The 21,378-nt window shown below is 69.2% G+C and carries 18 protein-coding genes; 8 read left to right on the top strand and 10 right to left on the bottom strand.

The genetic code is table 11. From position 1 onward, the window contains the following. Nucleotide 1: 1 nt before the first annotated feature. Complete coding sequence (locus E8A74_RS53225) at nucleotides 2-145, top strand: hypothetical protein (protein WP_170229697.1); 144 nt, start codon at nucleotides 2-4, stop codon at nucleotides 143-145. 26 nt (nucleotides 146-171) lie between these two features. Here the strand turns inward: E8A74_RS53225 and E8A74_RS55700 are convergent, their stop codons facing one another. Next, complete coding sequence (locus tag E8A74_RS55700; protein WP_136934131.1) at nucleotides 172-3,249, bottom strand: PEP/pyruvate-binding domain-containing protein; 3,078 nt, start codon at nucleotides 3,247-3,249, stop codon at nucleotides 172-174. A 349-nt stretch (nucleotides 3,250-3,598) separates the two neighbouring features. Between E8A74_RS55700 and E8A74_RS38705 the strand changes: the two genes are divergently transcribed. Then, complete coding sequence (locus E8A74_RS38705; RefSeq protein WP_232379939.1) at nucleotides 3,599-4,480, top strand: STAS domain-containing protein; 882 nt, start codon at nucleotides 3,599-3,601, stop codon at nucleotides 4,478-4,480. Nucleotides 4,481-4,492: 12 nt separating this feature from the next. Here E8A74_RS38705 and E8A74_RS38700 read toward each other — a convergent pair whose 3' ends face one another. From E8A74_RS38700 to E8A74_RS38690, 3 genes are read right to left on the bottom strand one after another with little or no spacing between them, the layout of a single operon-like run. Next, entirely contained in the window at nucleotides 4,493-7,558 is a 3,066-nt protein-coding gene (locus tag E8A74_RS38700; RefSeq protein WP_136934130.1) for an efflux RND transporter permease subunit, read from the bottom strand. After that, nucleotides 7,555-8,814, bottom strand: a complete 1,260-nt coding sequence (locus tag E8A74_RS38695; protein WP_136934129.1) for an efflux RND transporter periplasmic adaptor subunit — start codon at nucleotides 8,812-8,814, stop codon at nucleotides 7,555-7,557. Before E8A74_RS38695 ends, E8A74_RS38700 begins: the two co-directional genes overlap by 4 nt. After that, nucleotides 8,811-10,127: a TolC family protein gene (locus tag E8A74_RS38690; RefSeq protein WP_136934128.1), complete on the bottom strand. Its 1,317-nt coding sequence runs from the start codon at nucleotides 10,125-10,127 to the stop codon at nucleotides 8,811-8,813. Before E8A74_RS38690 ends, E8A74_RS38695 begins: the two co-directional genes overlap by 4 nt. Nucleotides 10,128-10,271: 144 nt before the next feature. Between E8A74_RS38690 and E8A74_RS38685 the strand changes: the two genes are divergently transcribed. The 3 genes from E8A74_RS38685 (at nucleotide 10,272) to E8A74_RS38675 (ending at nucleotide 14,733) form a co-directional block, all read left to right on the top strand. Continuing rightward, nucleotides 10,272-11,636, top strand: coding sequence for a sensor histidine kinase (locus E8A74_RS38685; protein WP_136934127.1), 1,365 nt, complete (start codon nucleotides 10,272-10,274; stop codon nucleotides 11,634-11,636). Continuing rightward, entirely contained in the window at nucleotides 11,633-12,898 is a 1,266-nt protein-coding gene (locus E8A74_RS38680) for a sigma-54-dependent transcriptional regulator (protein ID WP_136934126.1), read from the top strand. The genes E8A74_RS38685 and E8A74_RS38680 overlap by 4 nt, the downstream gene beginning before the upstream one ends. A 962-nt stretch (nucleotides 12,899-13,860) precedes the next feature. Next, on the top strand, nucleotides 13,861-14,733 hold the full coding sequence (locus E8A74_RS38675) for a radical SAM protein (RefSeq protein WP_136934125.1): 873 nt from the start codon (nucleotides 13,861-13,863) through the stop codon (nucleotides 14,731-14,733). Between the two features lie 5 nt (nucleotides 14,734-14,738). On the opposite strand, the gene E8A74_RS38670 is transcribed toward E8A74_RS38675, so the two are convergent. Next, nucleotides 14,739-14,933: a hypothetical protein gene (locus tag E8A74_RS38670; RefSeq protein WP_136934124.1), complete on the bottom strand. Its 195-nt coding sequence runs from the start codon at nucleotides 14,931-14,933 to the stop codon at nucleotides 14,739-14,741. Continuing rightward, nucleotides 14,930-15,331: a hypothetical protein gene (locus E8A74_RS38665; RefSeq protein WP_136934123.1), complete on the bottom strand. Its 402-nt coding sequence runs from the start codon at nucleotides 15,329-15,331 to the stop codon at nucleotides 14,930-14,932. Before E8A74_RS38665 ends, E8A74_RS38670 begins: the two co-directional genes overlap by 4 nt. Before the next feature lie 108 nt (nucleotides 15,332-15,439). Here E8A74_RS38665 and E8A74_RS38660 point away from each other — a divergent pair, with 108 nt between their 5' ends. Continuing rightward, a complete protein-coding gene (locus E8A74_RS38660; protein WP_136934122.1) occupies nucleotides 15,440-16,225 on the top strand; it encodes an endonuclease/exonuclease/phosphatase family protein in 786 nt (261 codons plus the stop codon). Here the strand turns inward: E8A74_RS38660 and E8A74_RS38655 are convergent. Next, entirely contained in the window at nucleotides 16,222-17,130 is a 909-nt protein-coding gene (locus tag E8A74_RS38655; RefSeq protein ID WP_136934121.1) for a LysR family transcriptional regulator, read from the bottom strand. The genes E8A74_RS38660 and E8A74_RS38655 overlap by 4 nt on opposite strands. Before the next feature lie 90 nt (nucleotides 17,131-17,220). On the opposite strand from E8A74_RS38655, the gene E8A74_RS38650 reads away from it, so the two are divergent. After that, nucleotides 17,221-18,267: an aldo/keto reductase gene (locus E8A74_RS38650; protein WP_136934120.1), complete on the top strand. Its 1,047-nt coding sequence runs from the start codon at nucleotides 17,221-17,223 to the stop codon at nucleotides 18,265-18,267. A gap of 3 nt (nucleotides 18,268-18,270) precedes the next feature. Here the strand turns inward: E8A74_RS38650 and E8A74_RS38645 are convergent, their stop codons facing one another. Further along, nucleotides 18,271-19,368, bottom strand: coding sequence for a LysM peptidoglycan-binding domain-containing protein (locus E8A74_RS38645; RefSeq protein WP_136934119.1), 1,098 nt, complete (start codon nucleotides 19,366-19,368; stop codon nucleotides 18,271-18,273). Between the two features lie 83 nt (nucleotides 19,369-19,451). On the opposite strand from E8A74_RS38645, the gene E8A74_RS38640 reads away from it, so the two are divergent. Beyond that, nucleotides 19,452-19,937, top strand: coding sequence for a hypothetical protein (locus E8A74_RS38640; RefSeq protein WP_136934118.1), 486 nt, complete (start codon nucleotides 19,452-19,454; stop codon nucleotides 19,935-19,937). A 6-nt stretch (nucleotides 19,938-19,943) separates the two neighbouring features. Here the strand turns inward: E8A74_RS38640 and E8A74_RS38635 are convergent, their stop codons facing one another. Together E8A74_RS38635 and E8A74_RS38630 are read right to left on the bottom strand one after the other, a co-directional pair. After that, nucleotides 19,944-21,152, bottom strand: coding sequence for an NAD(P)/FAD-dependent oxidoreductase (locus tag E8A74_RS38635; RefSeq protein ID WP_136934117.1), 1,209 nt, complete (start codon nucleotides 21,150-21,152; stop codon nucleotides 19,944-19,946). Further along, the gene (locus E8A74_RS38630; protein ID WP_136934116.1) at nucleotides 21,149-21,346 is read right to left on the bottom strand and encodes a ferredoxin; all 198 of its coding nucleotides are present in this window, start codon (nucleotides 21,344-21,346) and stop codon (nucleotides 21,149-21,151) included. Before E8A74_RS38630 ends, E8A74_RS38635 begins: the two co-directional genes overlap by 4 nt. Between the last annotated feature and the right edge of the window lie 32 nt (nucleotides 21,347-21,378).

Here is a 21,378-nt window from a genome sequence, read left to right as displayed (position 1 = left end):
CATGAAAACGAGTGCGATCGGTGCGGTTCGGACCGGGATCCTCATGACGGCGTGTGGTGGAGCTACGATCGCGCCTGCCACGCCCGCGAGCAAGACCGAAGATGCGATCGAGGTGGCGACGTATTTCGTCGCGCCCGCGCGCTGATCACGCGCGGGCGCGGAAGGCCGCACTCAGAGCGGCTTGACCTGTCCGGCGGGGTCGATCGTGCCGATCGTGGTGCCGAGCACGTAGATCTGACGAATCCCCTTCGCCGTGAGCTCGGCGAGCACGTTCGCGGGCAAACCCTCTTCGAGGGCCGGCTCGAACATGAAATCCTCGCTGAAGTTGTGGTGCTGCGGCCGGTACGTCTGCGAGAAATGCCCCTTGAGCACGATGGGCGCCGCCGTGAGGCCCTCGATCCGCGTCTCCTCCCAGCGCAGGAGCGGGGCGGTGTAGCCGGCGACGACGCCGGTCGGCGGCGACGGCCAGTAATACTTCGTCACGATTTTCACGCCGCCTGCTTCCATCGTCCGGGTCTGCAAGGACGCGCCCGACGGGAGGGGTCCCTCGTCCATGCACGTGGTGAGGCGAATGGCCTCGTCCCGCGTGCGTTTCGCCGGCACGCCATCCCAGTCGACATAGGGGACCGGCGTCGTGTACTCCGCCGCGAGCTGGATCTCCAGGTCACGAAGCGCGAGGATCGGGCCGTCGGACGGCGGGAGCAGCGTGGGCACGGAGCCCGTCGAGAGCTCGAGGGTCCGCGCGTCCGCGCCGTTGCCCGACGTGAAGAGATCGAGCGTCTGATCCGCCATGAAGCTGTGCGCAGCCGAGGGCCACGTCCCGGGATTGCCCGTGAGGGTCGAAACGCCATTCGCGGAGAGGTAGGTGAACGTGACGTCGCCGTACAACGTCTCGGCCGCGAGGCTCGCCGCGTCGACGAACCCCGTACGCGCCCGGAGCGAAGCGCGCAGCTTCAGTCGATGGAGGGCAAAGACGTCGCTTTGCTCGCCCTGGAGCGTGCAGAGCACGCGGGGCCCGGGGACGAGGAAGGGCGTGAGCGAGGCGTTGTCGTCCGGCAGCGGCAGCTCGCGCACCTGCTTGATGAGCAGCGCCCCGTTGGGTTTCATCTTCTTGTACTCGTAATCGAGCGCGAACGTCGTCTTGCTGGGATGGACCTCGGCGAACCGATCCGCCACCTTGCCGAGCAACCCGCCGAGCTTCACGTAATCGCTGTCCCACTCCATGACGTGGCCCCCGAGCGGCACGAGGCTCGATCCGGCGATGGTCGCGAACGAGTCGCCCCACTGGGAATGGAAGCCGTGGACGACCTCGGGGAGCGCGCCGCCCTCGGGGTTCGTCACGCTGAGCGCGCCGACCTGCGAGACGATTTTCATGTCGTCGATGGGATCGGCGCGGCGCACGTTCGTCGCCACGCCGTTCGCGAGCTCGTCCTCGTCCGGGTAGGAGTAATGGACGAGCACGCCCATGCCGATCTCGCTCTCGTTCACGCCGTAGAGCAGGCGCGCGATGAAGGCGTTGTCGTTGTAGAAGCTCGCGTACACCTTCTGGAGCGCGCGGAACACGCCGCGCTCGCTGTTCTGGGACGCGTCGCAATGGCTCGGGCCCGTGGTGTCCGCGTCGGTGTCGTCGGCGAGGCAGCCGCTCGCGCTGTCGTAGAGCCCGGCGCCCGTGAATGCGTCGCTGTCTTCGACGTTGGTCGAGCTGCGGAAGCGGATCTTGCGCGCGGGATCGAACGAGGCGAGCGCGGCGACGACCGCTTGCCGCTGGGCATCCGAGAAGGCCGCGTCGTCCTCGATCCGGGCGCGAATGGCGGCGAGATCGACCTTGAGGGCGGCGAGGTTCGGCGGGTACTGGTAACTCGCGAGCCGCTCGCCGATCTCCTGCCGCAGCGTTTTCCCGCCCGGCATGGTCTGATCGAGGAAGCCGTCCCAGAGGTCGAACGAGAGCGCGAGGGCCTCCTGGGAATCGTTCGGGATCGCGTCGCGGAGCAGGCCGTAATTGGCCGCCTTGCCGCCGAAATGAACGATGTCGGCCGGGCCGAGATCGTTGGTGTTCCGGACGATCGCGCCGAGCGTCTGCTTGGGCGAGAAGGCGAGAGGCGCCGGCTTTTTCTGCGCGAGCAGCGCGTCACGATCGGCGGCCGTGAGCGCGCCGTCCATGTCGAAGAGCGCGGCGTCGCAGCGGCCGTACTGGTTCTTGGCGCGCAGGATGATCTCCTTGCCGTCGAGGGCCTTGGCCTGCGCGCGCTCCGCCTCGCTCGCGAGGTACACGAACGGGATGCCGAACGAGGTCGCGAGGATGGCGGTGTGCGCATTCGGCGTCGACGGCGAGAGGGAGACGATCCCCGCGAGATAAGGCAATTCGGCGGGGATCGCGTCGGTGAGGAGGATGTCCTCCGATTTCAACGTCCCGCTCGTGTAAGCGGCCTCGATCTGATCGGTGGGCACGTACCGGAGCTTGCCGAGCGCCCAGCCCATCGCATAACATTGGTTGCCCCCGAGCCACCGATCGACGCTGCTCACGGGGAAGCCGGCATTGGCGAAGAAGCCCTTGTTCTCCTGCGCCGAGGCGTTTTGCTCGTACGTGGGGAAATAAAACGGCGTCACCTCCGTCTCGGCCACGACGTTCTTTTTCACGAGATCGAGGACGACACGTGCCATCTCGGGGTCGTAGGCGTCCTGCCGGACGAGCTGGATGCCGTACTCCGGGAAGCGCGCCGGATCGGGCGGGATGAGCACGGCGCCGAGGATGGCCTTCTGGCCTTCGGCGTGCAGCGAGACGTCGTTGTATTCGGCGATCGACATGCCGAAGAAGGGATCGAGGCGCTCGACGGCGAAGGGCGCGTGGAATGGGTACGCGTAGCTTTCCTGGAAATACACCTTCGTCGGGTCGTGCATCAGGACGGTGAATTTGATCCACCGGACGCCGCCATCCAGGCTGCTTCCGTTGGGCTCCGAGAGGAAGGGGTCGTAGGGGTACGAGATCTGGTTTTTCCAGGCATCGGACGGCGTGATCGAAATGGGATAGGTATCGACGGGCCAGGCGAACCCGCCGGTCCCGCCCTCTCCACCGCCGCCCTGATCTCCACCGCCGGGGCCAACGCCGCCCTGTCCACCGCCGCCCTGTCCGCCGCTGCCGGGGACCGGATGTTGATGGCCGTCGCTGATATCACCACAAGCCCAGAGCGCCGAGGCGCTCGAGGCCGAGAGGAGCAAGAAAGCGGCGTGCCGCAGAATGCTACGTTTCATGCCGGGCGGCCGAGCAACGGTCGTGCCCCGGGGAATCTCCGACGAGCAAGGGGCGGCGCGCATCGGGGGCGCGGCACGGGCGCCAGGCGTGGCACAGATTGGATCAGCGTGGGAATCGTGCTTGGAGCGCCTTGGACAGGCGTGGAGGGGCGGCAACCGGCGGCATTTCGGGGGCCGAAAAGGGAGGGCGTGATGGCTCCGTGGTGCGGCAAAGGAGCCGTCCCGACACCTCCCTTCACGATCCTTCACACGGGCATCAAACCAGGTTCACGGGGATATGCTGCAATATCCCTTTCCGCGCCGATGTCCCTGGTCGACAGGCGACCCGCGGATCGCGGACGGGAGGCCCGTGTCGAACCACGATCTGGAGCAGGAGTGCAAGGCGCTGCGGGCGCGCGTGGCGGAGCTCGAAGCGCGCCTCGCCAAGGGGGTCCCCGACGAGGCGCCGCCCTCCGAGGGGCCCAACCACAAGCTCGCCATGGCGCAGGTGCTCCGTGTCCTTCTCGATCACCTCGATATCGTGGTGTGGGCCGTCGACGCCCAGGGCACGTTCACCTTCCACGACGGCAAGGCGCTCGACCAGGTCGGGCACCAGCGCGGCCAGTTTCTCGGTCAAAACGTGTTCGAGGTGCTCGCGGGGAGCAACGCCGGTCTCCGAAAAGCCCTCGCCGGCGCGCCGGCCCACGAGATCACGGAGGCGCATGGGATCGTCTGGGAAAACTGGCACATGCCGACGCATGACGGCCAGGGGCGCGTGACGGGGGTCGTCACGCTCTCCTCGGACGTGACGGAAGCGATGCGGACGAAGGCCGAGCTCACCACCAAGCTCGCGCTCATCGAGCGGCAGCAGGACGTCATTCGGAACCTCGAGACCCCGATCATTCAGGTATGGGATCGCGTGCTGACGGTCCCCATGGTCGGCGTCGTCGACAGCCGCCGCGCGGCGCGCGTGACGGAGGATCTGCTCGCCGCGGTGTCACGTACGCAAGCGCGCTTCGCCATTCTCGATCTCACGGGCGTCGATGTGGTGGACACGGCGACCGCGGGCCACCTCCTGAAGATCCTCGGCGCGGTTCGCCTGCTCGGCGCCGAAGGGCTCATCACCGGGATCCGGCCCGTCGTCGCGCAGACCATTCTTTCGTTGGGGCTCGATCTGTCGCGCGTGCGTACGCTCGCGACGCTGCGCGACGGGCTCGCCGTGGCCATTCGAAGCCTCGGCGAGCGCGCCTGATTCGTCGTCAGTTCAGCCGGAGGTCTGCTCCTCCACCGCGGGCGCCGCTTTCGGGCGTAGCTTCTCTTTGAGGTCATCGGCGACCCGATAAAACGCCGGCACCACGAGCAAGCTGAGCAGCGTGGACACCGTGAGCCCGCCGAGCACGACGACGGCCATGGGGCTGCGCGTCTCCGTGCCCGGCCCGATGCCGAGCACCGCCGGCACGGCCGCCATCATCGTCGCGATCGTCGTCATCAGGATCGGCCGCAGCCGCAGCGGCCCCGCCTTGCGCATGGCCTCGTGCGCGGACAACCCCTCGTGCTCGCGCACTTGATTCGCGTACTCCACGAGCAGAATGGAGTTTTTCTTGACGATGCCCATGAGCAAGAGCACGCCGATCATGCTGAAGATGTTCAGCGTCTTGCCCGTGACGAACAAGCCGATCGCCGCCCCTGAGAGCGCCAGGGGCAAAATCGTCAGCACCGTGACGGGGTGCAGGAACGAATTGAACTGGCTCGCGAGCACCATGTACGCGACGAGGATCCCGATCACGAGCGCGAAGACGAGGCCCCCCGTGGTTTCGTCGAACTGCGAGGCCTGGCCGCCGGCCACGGCCCGGTAGCCGAGCGGCAGCGCCTTCGAGAGATCCTTCACCGTGTTCATCGCCTGGATCTGCGAATGCCCCGGCGCCACGTTCCCCGAGATGCGGATCGCCCGCTCCCGATCGACGCGGTTGATCGATTGCAGCACCGCCGTCTCGTTCTGCGAGACGACGAGCGAGAGCGGAATCGTGGTCCCATTCTGCGCCCGCACCCGGATCTCGCCGAGGTCCTCGGGGCGCGAGCGTTGCGTGGCGAGGAGGCGCACGCGGATGTCGACGCGGCGGCCCCCGGTGGAGAACTTGCCGACGATGTTGCCGCCGACGAGCGCGCTCACCGTGTTCGCGAGATCGCTCACCGGGACGCCGAGATCCGTGGCGCGGCGGCGATCCGGGACGATCTGCACCTCGGGCGCGCCGATCTGGTAGTCGGTCGTCACGTCCGTCACGGTGCCGCTCTTTTCAAGGTCGGTCTTGAGCTGCATCGCCGCCGTGACGAGCGTGTCCCAGTCCGCGCCGCGCACCGTGAAGTCGACCGGATACCCGCGCTGCGCGCCGAAGCTCTGCTGCGAGGGATCCTGCACGGACGCGCGGATGCCCGCGATCGACTGCAATTCACGGCGGATCTGAGCCGCGAGCTCCTGCGCCGAGAGCTTGCGTTCGTTCGGCGGGACGAGGGTCAAGCTCATCACGCCGCGCGAGGCCGAGAGCGTGGTGAGGACCCGCGTGACCTCGGGCCGCGCTGCGAGCTTCTGCTCGGCCCGCTGCAAGAGCGGCGCGGCGGCTTGCACGCTGGTGCCGGTCTCCGTCTGGATGCGGACGTCGAGGCGGCTCTGGTCCTGCGCGGGGACGAACTCGGTGCCGAGGCGCGGGACGATGAACGCCGTGGCGCCGAGGAGCAGCGTCGCGCCGAGGAGGACCTTCCAGGGGTGCGCGAGCGCCTTGCCGAGCACGTGGCCGTAGCCGCGTTCGAGCGCGGAGAAGCCTCGATCCATGGCCCTGCCGACGGCGCTCCGCCCCTCGCGCGAGGTGTCGAGGATCTGCGCGCAGCGGGCGGGCGCGAGCGTGATCGCCTCGAAGTACGAGAGCATCACGGCGACCGAGAGCGTCACGCCGAACTGGAAGAAGAAGCGGCCGATGACGCCGCCCATGAACACGACGGGGAGGAAGATCGCGATGACGGCGATCGTGGCCGCGAGCGCGGCGAACGTGATCTCTTTGGTGCCGTCGGCCGCGGCTTTGGCACGCTCCTTCCCCATCTCGGCATGCCGGTAGATGTTCTCCATGACCATCACGGCGTCGTCGACGACGAGCCCGACGGCGAGCGAGAGGCCGAGCAGGGTAAAGGTGTTCAGCGTGAAGCCGAGGAAGTAGACGACCGCCACGGTGCCGAGCAGCGACATCGGGATCGCCAGGATCACGTTGACGGTGCTGGAGAGCGACCCGAGGAAGAGCCAGCAGACGAGCGCCGTGAGGATGAGCGCGAGGCCGAGCTCGATCTCGATTTCGTGGACCGACTCCTCGATGAAGGTCGTCGTGTCGAAGAGGACCTCGACCTTCATCCCCTCGGGCAAGCTGCGCTGGATCTCCGTGACCTTCTCGCGCACCGCGCTCGCCACGGCGACGGCGTTCGTCCCGCGTTGCTTGAGCACGCCGAGCGCCTGCAAGGGGATGCCGTCGAGCCGCGCGACGGAGTTCACGTCCTCGAAGCCATCCTCCACGACGGCGACGTCTTCGAGGTAGACGGGCGTGCTATTCACGTGGCGCACCACGAGCTTGCGCAGCGCGTCGACGTCGAGCGCCTCGCCGAGGAGGCGGACGTTGAGCTGCCGGCCGCCTGCTTCGAGCTGGCCGCCCGGGACCTCGACGTGCTCGCGGCGGATGCCGTCGATGACGTCGCTCGCGACGACGCCTTTTTCCGCGAGGCGGCTCGTGTCGAGCCAGATGCGGATGTTGCGATCGAGGTAGCCGTTCAGCGTGATTTGACCGACGCCCGGCACGGTCTGGAGTTTTTCCTGGACCTGGTAGCGGGCGACGTCGGCGAGGAGCTGGCGCGAAAACGGGCCGGAGACGCCGACGGTGACGATGGGCGTGTCGTCGGGGTTCGACTTGGAGACGGTGGCCGCAGGCACGTCGCGCGGGAGCTGCCGCTGGGCCTGCGCGACCTTGGCCTGCACGTCCTGGAGCGCGAGGTCGACGTTGCGCGAGATGTCGAAGCTCGCCGTGATCCGCGCCGAGCCCTGCCGCGCCTGGGACGAGATCTCCTTGACGCCCTCGACCTGCGCGAGGGCCTGTTCGAGCGGCTCGACGATCTCGCGCTCGACGGCCGAGGGAGACGCACCGGGCCAGGAGAGGTTGACGCTGATGTTGGGGTAGTCGACGTCCGGGTACTGGCTGATGCCGATGCGCGTGGCCGCGACGATGCCGAAGAGGATCGTGCACGCCATGAGCATCCAGGCGAAGACCGGGTTCTTGATGGAGATGTCGGTGAGGTTCACGGCCGCACCCCCGCGCTGGCCGATGCGCTCGGCGTCGGGGGCGCGCTCGGCGCAGGCTCGCCCGAGGCAGGATCGGCCGGGGGCGGCGCGCTCGAAGTCTGTGGGCGGGCGCTCGGGGCGGTGGCCGTGAGCAGCGCCTCGGGCGTGAGGGTCGTGGGCCGGACCTTGGCGCCGTCGGTGAGCGCCTCGGCGCCCCGCACGACGAGCACGTCGCCCGCGGCGAGGCCGGAGCGGACCTCGACCCAGCCGTCCTGCGTGCTCATCCCGAGCGCGAGCACGCGCTCCTTGGCGACGCCGTTCTCCACGACGTAGGCGACGTAGCCGTGGTCGGTGGCGCGCGCCGCGAGCCGCGGGATCGTCACCGCCTCGCGCTGGGCGCCGATGTCGACGCTGACGTCGCAGAACGAGCCGGGGCGCAGCCAGTACTTGTGGCCTTCGTCGTTCACCTCGCCCGTGACCGCGACCATGTGCGTCGTCGGGTCGGCGGCCGCCGCGATGAGCGTGATCTTTGCGGTGAACTTCCGCAGCGTCTCGCGCATCGTGAACGTCGCCGTCATCCCGACCTTGAGGCGCGGCGCTTCGAGCGGCTCGACCTGGAAGCGCAGGAGGAGCGGATCGCTCTGGAGCAGCGTGGCCATCACGTACCCTGCCTGCACGTATTGCCCCGTCTCGACGGTGCGCGTCTGGATCGCGCCGGCCATGGGCGCGCGCACGGACGAGTCGCGCAGGTTGAGCTGCGCGCTGCGGAGCGACTGGAAGGCGATGTCGCGATCGGCCTTCGCGGTGAGGACCTTGCTCTTGTAGCTCTCGAGCTCCTCGCCCGGGATGAGGCCGGGGTTCATGCCGCTCGCCCCCTCGCGCCGCGCGACCATCGCCTCCATGTCCCGGACCGAGGCCTCCGTCTTGGCGAGCGCCGCCTTGGCGCCGTTCACCGCGAGCAGGTACCGCTCCGAGTCGATGACCACGAGGACGTCGCCCTTCTTGACCTCTTGGCCCTCCGTGAAGGCCACGCGGTCGACGACGCCGGCCACGCGGGCCGTGACCTGGACGCGCTCGAAGGCCTCGATCGTGCCCGGCGCGTTCACCGTGTAGGTGACCTTCTTGGCCTCCACGGGCATGACGTCGGCGGCGAACGAGAGGCCGCCCCCTTCGCGGCCGGGCTTGCCTCCGCCGGAGGCGCCGCCTTCGGTCGGCTTGCCTTTGCAGGCGACGGCGAGGGGCAGGCAAAGCAAAAGGAGCAGACGCGCGAGCTTCATTGCGCACCTCCATCCGCCTGGGCAACGCGTTCGGTGTCGTCGTCGGTGGGCCCTTGGCCGAGCGCGAAACGCAGCTCCAGGTAGGCCTGCTCCATCGCGAGCTTCGCCGTGGCGAGGGAGACCTCGGCCTCGTAGCGGCGGGCGTTCGCGTCGACGAGCTCGATCGCCCGCGCGAGCCCCTGCTGGTAGAGGATCTCGGTCTCGGCCGTGTTTTTCTTCGCCGCCGCGACCGCCTCCTCGGCGATGCGGTAGCTCTCGCGCGAGGCCTTCAGCGTGGCCCGCGCGATGCCGATGTCCGTGGCCACGGACCGCCGGATCTGCCGCTCGTCGAGGGCCTGGCTCTCGGCTTGCGCGACGCGCGTCTTGCGATCGCCGTAGCGCGCGCCCGCGTCGAAGATGGGCCACGTGAGGTTCAATTGCAGCGTCTCGTCGTGGGTCGTGTCCGGCGGGGCGGGCGCGGGGTTGAAGCGCACCTGCGCCGAGAGCGTGAGCGTGGGCGCGAGGCGATAGAGCGGCTCCTGGGCCGATGCGCGGAGGGCCGCGGTGCGCTCCTCGGCGGCGCGGAGATCCGGCCTTCGCGCCTCGGCTTGCCGGACCTCGTCCTCGGCCCGAACGCCCCCGCTCTCCGCAGCGCGTGTCGTGCGATCCGGCGCCGAGAGCGGCCCCGTGACCGGGCTTCCCACGAGAAACCCGAGCTCCAGGTAGGCCGTGCTGACGTTGCCCTCGGCCTGCGCCACTTCCCGTGCGGCCGCCGTGGTCTCGAGCAACGCGCGCGTCACGTCGTTCGTGCTCGCGAGGCCCGCCTGCGCGCGCGCGTCAGCGTTCTGCTGGTTGGCGCGGGCCCGTTCGAGCCGGCGTGTCGCCGCTTCGAGCACGCGCTCGCGCGTGAGCACGACGAGGAATGCGCGCGCCGTGTCGAAGGCGAGGCTGCGCCGATCCTCGACGGCGCCCCAGCGCTCGGCCGCGAGCTGGCGCCTGGCCTGCGTGTACTGCGGGATCGCAGACGGGTTCAAGAGGGGCTGCGTGAGCGTGATCGTGCCCGTGCCGAAGAGCTGGCGGCCGATCCGATCCTCGGTCCCGCGCAGCGTGGCGTTCGCGCCCGCGACCAGGCTCGGCAGGAACGACGCGCGCGCGCGGTCGAGCTGGCCTTCGGCGGCCTTCACGCGGAGCGGCGCCTTGCCGGCGCGCTCGTGGCTCGCGAGCGCCTGCCGTACGGCTTGCTCGAGCGTGAGCGAGCCGGCGCGCGCGCCGCGGGGGAAGAGCAAAAGAAGCGAGACGAGCAGCGTGGGGAAAAACGACCTTCGGACCGTCATCGAGCGTTTCCTCGCCCTCCCCCTCTACCGCCTCCCCGCGGGCCGAGGCTCGGCCCGATCGAGGCCGTCCCCTGCTTCGTCACGGGCCATGACACCTGTCAGGATTCGGGACATCATTCGTCCGCCCTGATGAGGCTCCCGCGTGTGTCGTTGAGGTGGCTGCTCGGAGCCGTCACGATCCTGGCCTCGCTCGTGTTCGGGGTCTCGGTCGTGTCGGTGAACCGCCTCATCCGTATGTCGAGCGAGCAGCGCCTGGAGCGCGGCCGCGATCTCGTGCAACGCGAGCTCGCTCGCTGGGCCGAGGCGCCCGACGCGGACGGCGGCGCCGCGCGGTTCACCGTGCTCGGGCTGCGCGGCGGCACCGCCCAGGATCCGGCCATCCCGGGAGGGCCGATCCCGATTCGCTCGGGCCTCTCCGGCGAGGCCGATCGCGCGCTCTCCACGCTCGCGGCCGTGGCGCCGCGGGATCGCGCCGAGGTCGGGGCGCTCGACGTCGAAGAAGGCACGCTCTTCCTCGGCGCGCGGCGGAGCGCCGACGGTCGTTTGCTCTGGGTCGCCTACACCGTGTCGATGTCCAAGCTCGTCGGCACCTGGCGCCTCATCGCAGGCCTCCTCACGTCGGCGACCGTGCTGCTTGGCGGGATCGCGCTCGGCACCGTGATCGCCGCCACGCGCGGCGCGCGCGGGCTCAAGCGCTCGCTCGCGGCGCTGGAGGAGGATCTCACGGCCGAGGTCCCGCGCCCCGCGCTCGCCGAGCTTTCGAGTGTGGCCGAGGGCGTCGCGAGCCTGGCGGCGAGCCTCGCCGCGGCCGAGCGCGAGCGGGAGCGGCTCGCCGAGGAGCTCGGCCGCAAGGAGCGCCTGGCCGCGCTCGGCCGGGTCGTCGCCGGCGTCGCGCATGAGGTCCGCAACCCGCTCGCGTCGATCAAGCTGCGCGTCGACATGGCGCGCACCTCGGAGGGCGTCCCGGCCGAGGTCGCGCAGGAGCTCGACGCGGTGGACGAAGAGATCACGCGGCTCGATCGCCTCCTCACGGATTTCCTGGTCGTCAGCGGCCGCCGGATCGGCCGGCGCGTGGACACGGAGCTCCGGGACGTGGTCGATCGGCGGCTCGTGTTGCTCTCGACCTGGGCGAAGGAGCGAGGCGTCTCCCTGGCCGTGAGCGGCCGCGCGCGCGCCGTCGTCGACCCCGACGCTTGCGCGCGCGCCGTGGACAACCTCGTGAAGAACGGCGTCGAGGCGTCGCCCGCGGGGGCCGAGGTGCGCGTGCAGATCGAGCGGCGCGGGGGCTTGTCGGTGCTGACGGTCGAGGATGACGGCGACGGCGTCCCCGAAGATCGCGCCTCCGAGCTCTTCGAGCCATTTTTCACGACGAAACCCGAGGGCACGGGGCTCGGCCTCGCGGTGTCGCGGGCCATCGCGGTGGCGAGCGGCGGGCGGCTCACCTACCAGCGCGAGGGCGGCGTCACGCGGTTCGAGCTCTCCGTTCCGGCCGAAGGAGGCGCGGCATGAGCACCGTGCTCATCGTGGACGACGAAAAAGGCATCCGGCTCGGGCTCGCGACGGCCCTGGCGCGTGTGGGTCACACGACCGTCGCCGCCGCGAGCCTGGCCGAGGCGCGGACGCGGCTCGACGAGCCGAACACGTTCGACTGCGCCCTGGTCGACATCCGCCTCAAGGACGGCAGCGGCCTCGAACTCCTGCGCGAGCTCCGGACGGGCAAACACCGCGATTTGCCCGTGATCGTGGCCACCGCGTACGACGACGGCGAGCGCACCATCGAGGCGATGCGCGACGGGGCCTTCGATTACCTGACAAAACCCTTCGATTTGCAGCGGCTCGTCGCCACCGTCGCGCGCGCCGTCAAGCAGCGGCGCGCGCCTCCGGCGGCCGCTCCGGCGCACGCGGAGAGCACGCCGCTCGTGGGGCGGAGCGCGGCCATGCACGCGGTCTGGAAGCTCATCGGCCGCGCCGCCGGATCGCAGGCCCCCGTCCTCGTCAAGGGCGAGCCCGGCGCCGGCAAGGAGCTCGTGGCCCGCGCGATCCACGAGTATTCGAGCCGCGCCAGCGAGCCGCTCGTCGTCGTGCGTGTCGATCCGTCGACGGACGCTGCCGAGCTTCGCGGGCTCCTCGCGGGCGCGCGCGCGGGCGGGACCTTGCTCGTCGACGGCGCGGGGGATCTCGCGCCGGCGGCGCAAGGCGCGTTCGCCGCCTGGCTCGCCGAATCGCCGCCGGTCCGCGTCGTCACGCTGGTGCGGCTCGCGTCTGGCTCGCCGGAGGTCCCTCTGATCGCGGAGCTCTATTACCAGCTCGCGGTCCTCGAAATCGCCGTTCCACCGCTGCGCGAGCGCCGCAGCGACGTACCGCTGCTCGTCTCGCGGGCGATCGTGGGGACACGCGCGCGCGCGATCTCCGAGGAAGCAATGGCCGCGCTCGTGCGCCACGACTGGCCGGGCAACGTCCGCGAGCTTTTCCTGGTGGTTCGCCGCGCGGCGGAGATGTGCCACGGCGAGGTCATCGACGAAGGCGCGCTCCCGCCCGAGCTCGCGACCCCCGCGTCTCCGACCGAGCCCATGAACCGCTATCTCGGCCTACCGCTGCGCGAGGCCGTGGCCCGGCTGGAGCGAGACTTGCTCGCGTCCGCGCTCCAGCGAGCCGACGGCAACCGCACCCTGGCGGCGAAGCTCCTCGGCATTCCGCGCCCGCAGCTCTACGCGAAGCTCGAAGAGCACGGTTTTTCCGAGAAACGATCGGGGACGCCGTCGGGAAAGTAGGCTGCTCTACGGGCTGAGCGTGGGTCTCCTCCTGGGAAGCGCCGCGCCCGGGGCGCTGCCCCGGACCCCGCGAGGGGCTGTCCGCCCCCTCGACCCCGGACCAGCGAGGCGCTGGACCCAGGGTTGAAAAACTGCGCGATGCGCAGTTTTTCAAACAGGCCGACGAAGAAGCCGGGGCGCCAGCAGAAGCCGCAGCGCGGCTGTCTTGGTGGGGGAACGCCGCCGCCGGTCAAGGCCAGGGATGAGCCTGCCTACCAAAGGCCGCAGCGCTGATAGGTCGGCGGCCAACGTCTCGTCGCAGGACGTCGTGGCGTGACGTGGTGGCCTCACGCTCCAAACAGCACGGCTCCGTCCCACCACGAGATGGGGCCGTAGGTCTTCGGGCGATGAGCCCATGGTCTCCCGCATCGTGCCCATCTCTCGAAGCCACGAGCCCGTCGCCCCTTCCATCGTCCCCGTTCCTCCAAGGCACGGCCTCGTACCTCCGGAGGCTCGACGGCACGCCCCAGAGACACGTCCCCGTTCCTCCAAGGCACGTCCCCGTTCCTCCAAGGCACGGCCTCGTACCTCCGGAGGCTCGACGTCGTCTCTTCGGACACATGCCCCTATCCCTCGCACACACGTCCCCATCGCCTTTGGGCTCGGCCCCCAAGCTTGAAGACACGGCCTCATCGATGAACTGCGTATCGCGCAGCTCATCGAACCGACGCCAGCGAACCTCCCCATGGTCTTGCCACCGGCCCGCTGGAAGGCCGCGCGCCTGTCTCGGTTGGCAACGTCGCTGCCGGTCTTGACCGGGCCTGTTCGATGAACTGCGCATTGCGCAGTTCATCGAGCTTGGGTCCAGCCCCTGGCTGGTCCGGGCCCCGGGGCGGACAGCCCCGGGTGGGGCCTGGGGCAAAGCCCCAGCGAAGCGGCTTCACGATGAGATTCCGCCTCGCCATGGTAGGCTCCTCGCGGCCATGCGTTACGAAGGCAAGCTCTACCGTCCGCCCAGCGAGGCGCACTCGTACATCTTGCAGGCCACGATCGGCTGCTCCTGGAACAAGTGCACGTACTGCGACATGTACCGGGACAAAACCTTTCGCATCCGCGACCTCGCCGAGACCCTGGACGACATCACGTCCGCGGGCGCGGCCTTCGGCGACCACGTGGAAAAGGTCTTCGTCGCCGACGGGGATGCCCTCGTCCTGCCCCTCGACCATTGGCTCCCCCTCCTCGACGCCTGCCGCCGCGCCTTTCCGAACCTCCGGCAGGTGAGTTGTTATGCGATGGCGACCAATTTGCTGGAGAAAACCAGCGACGAGCTCCGCACCTTGCGCGAGCGTGGCCTCGCGCTTCTTTACATCGGCCCCGAATCCGGCGACGACCTCGTGCTCAAGCGCATTGCCAAGGGCTCCTCGTTCGACGATCACGTCGAGGCGGCGCGCCGCGCCCGCGCCGCGGGCCTGAAGACCTCGGCGATTTTCCTCCTCGGCGCAGGCGGCACCGAGCGCACGGACGAGCACGCGCGCGCCTCGGCGCGCCTCGCGACCGCGATGGATCCCGATTACCTCGCGGCGCTCACGCTGACCGTCGTCCCCGACACCCCCCTCGCCACGCTGGAGCGACGCGGCCGCTTCGTTTTACCAGACGTACACGGCTTGCTTCGCGAGTTGCGCACCTTCGTTGCCGAGGCCACGCCCACGGAGGCGCTTTTCCGGACGAACCACGCGTCGAACTACCTGCCCATCGGGGGACGTCTCCCGCACGATCGCGCGCGAATCCTCGACGTCATCGACGCCGCGCTCTCCGGCCGAATCCGACTCCGGCCGGAGCACACGCGCGGACTTTGAACGTCTCATCGGCGACGCTCGAGCCGCCGCAGCACGACGGCTTGCCACGCGACGACCCCGAGCAGCACGACCGTCACCACGGGCCAGAGCACGAAGAACAGGAAGGCGTTCGCGTCGCGGTACGTCGCCCCCGCGAGCGCGGCCGCGCGAATCATGAAGTCCACGCACGCGGTGTACATGGCGATCCCGAGGTCTCTCACGGCGCACCTCGCCGGAGCGCGCGGATCTTGCGCCGCTGCCAGAGGGCCACGAGGTAGAGCGCATACATGATCCCCGGCCACGCCACACAGAACACGGCGAGGTTCACCACGCCGTAGCCCACGTGGGGATCCTTGGGCACGACGGCCTTCCCCGCGGCCTTCAGGCCTGCGATCGTCGCGCCGTACACACCCTCGTCGCCCGCGAGCGCGCGCGGGAGGTGCGGCGCGTGGTTGCAGCCGTGGTTGTGGCAGTGCCACGTGCAGTGATTTCGCGCGTGGGCCTCGATGGGAATCGTGGCACGGAGGACGGGCGATCCCGTGGCGAGGACCGCGGTGAACGCCGCGGGGACCACGACGAGGGGAGCGATGGCCAGGAGAAACCAAACGAAGCGCTTCATCGTGGGCACACCCGAGGGGTTGAGCGTCGCACAAGTCGAGCGGCAGGTCGAACATGTCCGGAATCGTGTCCTGGTCGCTGCGGCCGCGGGGCCCTACGGTTGCGCTCGATGACGACGACCTTTTCGGCCACGACCTACAACGTGCTCGCCCAGTGCTACATGCGGCCCGATCGCTACCGGGACTCGCCGGCGGACGCGCTCGATCCTGCGACCCGCCGCGCCCGCCTGCTCGCGCGCATCGACGCCCTCGGGTCCGACCTTTGGTGCCTGCAGGAGGTCGAGCGCGACTTGTACGATGCGCTTTGCGCCCGCCTCGACGCGACCCACGCGAGCGCCTACGCGCAGCGGACCGGCCGCCGCGAAGGCTCGGCCCTGTTCGCGCGTCGCGCGGTCTTCGCTTGGCACAGCCACGACGTGCTGCATTTCGAGGCGCACCGGCCGGGCGACGACGACCTCGCGCTCATCGCGCGCCTCACCGTGGATTCCCGGCCCCTCCACGTCGCGACGACCCACCTGATATGGCAACCCGACAGCACGCCGACCGACGAGCACCTCGGGTACCGCCAGATGCGCGAGCTCCTCGCCTCCCGCGACGCCGCCCCCGCCGACGTCACCTGGCTCGTCGCCGGGGACTTCAATGCGACCTCGCAGAGCGTGGTGCTCGCCGCGGCCTACGAACGTGGCCTCGCCGAGAGCTGCCAAGCGCAGCGACCGTGGGACACGACCGCGATCAACGGCCGCCCGCGCAAAATCGATTATCTGCTTCATTCCACTGGCCGGCTCGACCCACGCCCCGGCGTCCTCCCGCGCCTCCGCCGTGATACCGTGATGCCGTCCGCGAGCGAGCCGTCGGACCATTTGCCCTTGACGGTCACCTTCGCGCTCGTCTCCTAACCCTCCCGACCGGCCGGCGCGGGGTACCGGAGCGCCTCGATCAACGCCCGCAAGGCCGGCGTGAGCTGGCGGCGGCTCGGATAATAGAGAAAGCTCCCCGGAAACGGCGGACACCAATCCTCGAGCGTTTGGACCAACGCGCCCGAACGCAGGTACGGAAACGCGACCGACTCCATCACATAGGCGAGGCCCATCCCTGCGAGCGCCGCCGCGAGCAGCGCGTCACTGTCGTTCGTGATGAAGACCGGCGGCGCCGCGACGCGCACGGATCGCCCCCGTTTTTCGAGCTCCCACCGATAGAGGGGCCCCCCGGGCGAGAGCCGCGCGCAGAGGCAACGATGCTTGGCGATGTCCTGGGGCTTCTTCGGCGGAGGAAACCGCTCGAAATAAGCCGGCGAGGCGACCACGATGCCGCGCTCGTCCGGGCCGATGCGCACGGAGACCATGTCCTTGTCGACGAGCTCCCCGAAACGAACGCCGGCGTCGAAGCGGTGCGCGACGATATCGGTCCTCTCGTTGTCGACCGTGATGTCCACGACGACGTCGGGAAACGCGCGGGCAAACGCGGGCAAGCGCGGCGTGATCGACCGCATGGCCAGCGAATGCACCGTCAGGCGCACGTGCCCGGCGGGCTTTTCACGCAGGGTCCCGAGCGACTCCACCGCCGACGCGACGTCGTCCAGGGCCGGCTTCAACGTCGCGAGGAGCCGCTCGCCCGCGTCCGTCGGGGCGACGCTGCGGGTGGTGCGGGTCAAGAGGCGCACGCCGACGCGCTCTTCGAGGGCGCGCATGGCGTGGCTCAATGCCGACGTGGACACGCCGAGGCGCGCCGCGGCCCGCGTAAAACTCTGCTCTTCGGCGATGGCCACGAAGGCCACGAGATCGGGCCAGTCTTCTCGTCTCATCGTTGAACGTGGCTCATGAGCCTTTTCCGATCGTGGAGTCTACTCGAAAGGTAGGCGCACGGCTATACCCTGCGTCGGAGGTCGTGATTCATGCGCTACAACAAGCTTGGGAGCACCGGTCTTTATGTTTCGGAGCTTTGCTTCGGCACCATGACGTTCGGCGGACAGGGGCCCTTTGGTTTCCTCGGCCAGGTCCAGCAAGCGGAGGCGGACGCGCTCGTGGCGAAGGCGCTCGAAGCCGGCGTCAATTTCCTCGATACAGCGGACACCTATTCGGAAGGTCAGTCCGAACGTATCACGGGCCAGGCGCTCAAGAACCTCGGCGTCCGGCGCAGCGAGATCGTCGTCGCCACCAAGGTCTTCGGCCCGGCGGGTCGGGGCCCGAACAGCCACGGCTCCTCGCGGGGTCACATCCTGGACGCCGCCCGCGCGAGCCTCGAACGGCTTCAGCTCGATCACATCGATCTGTATCAACTCCACGGCTTCGATCCGGCCACGCCCATCGAGGAGTCGCTCGAGGCCCTCTCGGATCTCGTGCGCCAAGGGCTCGTCCGTTACATCGGCGTCTCCAACTGGGCGGCCTGGCAAATGGCCAAGGCGCTCGGCCTCTCGGCGTTGCATGGCTTCGCGAAGATCGCCTCGGTGCAGGCATATTACACGATCGCGGGTCGGGATCTGGAGCGCGAGATCGTGCCGATGTTGCAAAGCGAGGGCCTCGGCCTGCTCGTCTGGAGCCCGCTCGCGGGGGGGTTCCTGAGCGGCAAATACACCCGCGCGCAGCGGGAGATCGAGGGCAGCCGCCGCACGGCGTTCGCGTTTCCGCCTGTGGATCCCGAGCGCGGGTACGACATCGTCGACGCGCTCGCCGCCATGGCGACGCGCAAAGGGGTCACCGTGGCGCAACTCGCCATTGCGTGGCTCTTGCACCAGAAGACCGTCACGAGTGTCATCCTCGGCGCCAAACGTGTCGATCAGCTCAGCGACACGCTCGCCTCCGTCGACGTGACCTTGGACGCCGAGGAACGGAAGCTGCTCGACGAGGTGAGCAAGCTGCGCGCCGAATACCCGGGCTGGATGATGGATATCTGGAGCAAGGCGCGCGTGGAGCAATTCGCCGCGCAACGCCACCCGCGCTGACAACTATCGTTTGCTCGGGTCGGGCAGCCACACGATATCGGAATCGTGCGAGCGACCGAAGACCGCTTCTCCCTTCGGGACCTTGCTCGGAACAAGGCCCAAGGGGAGCACGCGCCCGGTGCTCGCGTCGCCGAGGCGGGCATTGGGCAGGATCTTCGTCCCCGAGGCCGTGCGAATTTTGATCGTCGTGCCGACGTCTTCGCGGAAGATCTTGACCACCGTGCCCGACTGCGTGGGCAGGGTGCGTGGGGCGAGCGGATCAAAAGGAAGCTCGTAGATCTTGCTTTCGCCGGCGCGAATCCCCGTGATCTCGCGGTCGACACGAAGGTTCGTCGGGTCGAACGTGCGCTCCACGAGGTGAAGGGCGGGCCCTTTGAGGGGATGGGTCACTTCTTCCCAGTGGGCCGTGGCTAGGTGGCACTGCTTGCCCACGCGCACGAGCGCCGTCTTCGCGGTGAACATGCCGCTGTCGTAGCGCAGCATTTCCTGGCCGTCGCGAACGACGATGAGCGGGCGATACTCCTGGCCGAGCCCATTCGAGACCGCTCGCAGCACCGAGAGCATCACCTCGGGCGAGCCGTCGCCGTCGAGATCGGCGGACGCCACGTCCACGAAGCTCGATCCCCACGGATTGAAGTAGGAGACGTCCATGGGCAGGCGCAGGGACTTGCCGTTCGTGGTGAGGACCATCGACGTATCGCCCTGATCGTCGCGGCACAGGCACGCTCGCCCGCCGTCGGGGCCGGTCCCGCAATAGGCATCCGTACAGCCCTTCCCCGCGGTGGTCGCGACGAACTTCCACGGCGTGACCGGGCACGCCACGCGCTTTCGTGCCGGCGTCCACGGCACGTAACGCGGCAGCTTTCGGGTCGAGGGCACGTCGGGCAAGACGAGCCCGTACCGATGGAACGTGTCCTTGTTCTTGATGCCGTTCAGCCGCGCGATCTCGTCGACCGAAAGACCGAATTTCGCGGCCACGTGGGAGAGCGTGCGCGGATTCGCGTAATATGCGAGCCCCGCGCGAGGCTCTTTCGGCGCAGCGTCGGCCGAGGCCAGAGGAGCGAGCGCGAGGGCGAGCATCGAGCCGAGAAATCGCCGCATGAGATGTCGTCCGTACCACGATGGGAGAGAGGTGCACAAAGATGTGAACGCGCCGACCGGTTTCGGATAACGTCCGCGGTACGATGCGTCTTCCAGCGACCCGCCTCCCCGTTGGCCTCGCCGCCGCGGCCCTGCTCGTGACCCTTGGCCTCGGCTGCGAGAAGCCCAAGCCCGGCACGCCCGTCACGTTCGAGAACGTGTGCAGCGCCGAGTTCGACCCCACCATGGAAAAGGGCCTGAACGTCACGAAGAAAGTGGCGATCGAGGGCTACGTCGGACCGCTGCGAAGCTCGGTGAAAGTTTGCAGTGACACGTGCGATTTCAACCTCTTCGCCGAGCCCGACGGCAAGGGCAAACGCGTCAACGCCGACGTGCCCGTCGGCGACAGCAAGAATCAGATGGAGCGGCTGCCGAAGAGCTTCTCGGACAAGGACCTCAAGCTCCACACGAGCGACGGCAAGGTGGTGGGCGTGGGCGCGAAGGTGCGCATCACCGGCGGACGCTCGCCGGCCGGGGGCAAACGTGAGACCTGCTCGCTCTGGAAAGTGAGCCTCATCGAGGCGCTCTGACGCGCTTCAGGTCGAGGCCACCCGCGCCGCGGCGACGACCTCGCTCCACGCCGTCCCCTCCACCACGTGTTGCCGGTGCTGCCGGGTCTGCTTCACCATGTTCCACCCGACCAGCCCGGTGACCTTCCCGCGGCTCCCGTAAAGCGCGACGAACTGCCGCAGCGCGGGATCCCCTTCCACGATCGCCACCTCGGCGTCGGCCGGCAGGAAGCCGTGCACCTGGATCTTGGCGTCGAATTGATCGGTCCAGAAATACGGCACCGGCGTGTACGGCCGGTCCTTGCCGAGGATGTTGGCCGCCACCACCATCGCCTGCTCGACGGCATTCGTTCGGTTCTCCAGCCGCATGCCCGCGCCGAACCCCTCGTGGTGCCAGAACGCCACGTCGCCGACCGCGTAAATGCCCGCCGCCGCCTGGCACCGTGAATCACACACGATTCCATCGCCCAGCACGAGCCCGCTCCCCGCGAGCCATCCCGTTGCTGGGCGCGAGCCAATCGCCACCACCACCACGTCCGCGGGCAACACCTCGCCGTTCGCCAGACGCACTCCGGAGACCCGCCCCGCCGCGCCGACGAGCTCCGCCACGCCGATCCCGAGCCGCAGCTCGACCCCTTGATCCACGTGCAGCTTCGCCAGATACCCGCCGACCTGGGATCCGATCTGGCTCGCGAGCGGCGCCGATTGCGGGCCGACCACCGTCACCGTGAGGCCCATGCCGCGCGCGGTCGCGGCGATCTCCGTGCCGAGCACGCCGTCGCCCGCGACGACGACCCGCGGCCCCGCGAGCAGATCGGCCCGCAAGGCGAGCGTTTCGTCGACCGTGCGCAGCACGTGCACGCCGGCCCAGGCTTCCTGCCCCGGCAGCCGGCGTGGTTCGAGGCCCGTGGCCAGCACGATCACGTCCGCGCGCAGGCCACGCCCCGAGGCGGTCGTGACCTCGCGCGCGCCCACATCGAGGCGCACCGCGGGGTCGCCGAGCACGAATTCGGCTTCGAGCTTCGCGAGCGCGCTCTCGGGCCGGAGCTGCGTTTGCTCGGGCTTCCAGGCGCCGCCCAGCACCTTTTTGGAGAGCGGCGGCCGGTCGTAGGGCAAGTGCCGCTCCGCGCCGAGGAGCGTCAGGCTGCCCGTGAACCCTTCGCGCCGCAGCGCCTCCGCGACGGACAAGCCGCCTGCGGAGGCGCCCACGACGAGCACGCTCGTCGGCGTCGTCATTCGTCTTCTTCCAGCCTTATCGCGGCCGCGGGGCACACGGTCGCCGCTTCACGCACGACCGTGTAGAGCTCCTTCGCGGGTGATTCGTCGAGCAGGATCACGATGCCGTCGTCCCGCTGGTCGAACACCTTCGGCGCGAGCAGCACACACTGCCCTGCCCCGCAGCACTTGTCCTCGTCCACGATTACGCGCATGTCGATGTTTCCTTTCCCTTGGTTTGTCGTGC

Origin of the sequence: Polyangium fumosum (genome assembly GCF_005144585.1) — a bacterium.
In the GTDB taxonomy this organism is placed as follows: Bacteria; Myxococcota_A; Polyangia; order Polyangiales; family Polyangiaceae; genus Polyangium; species Polyangium fumosum.
This window is presented reverse-complemented; position numbering and strand designations above follow the sequence as displayed.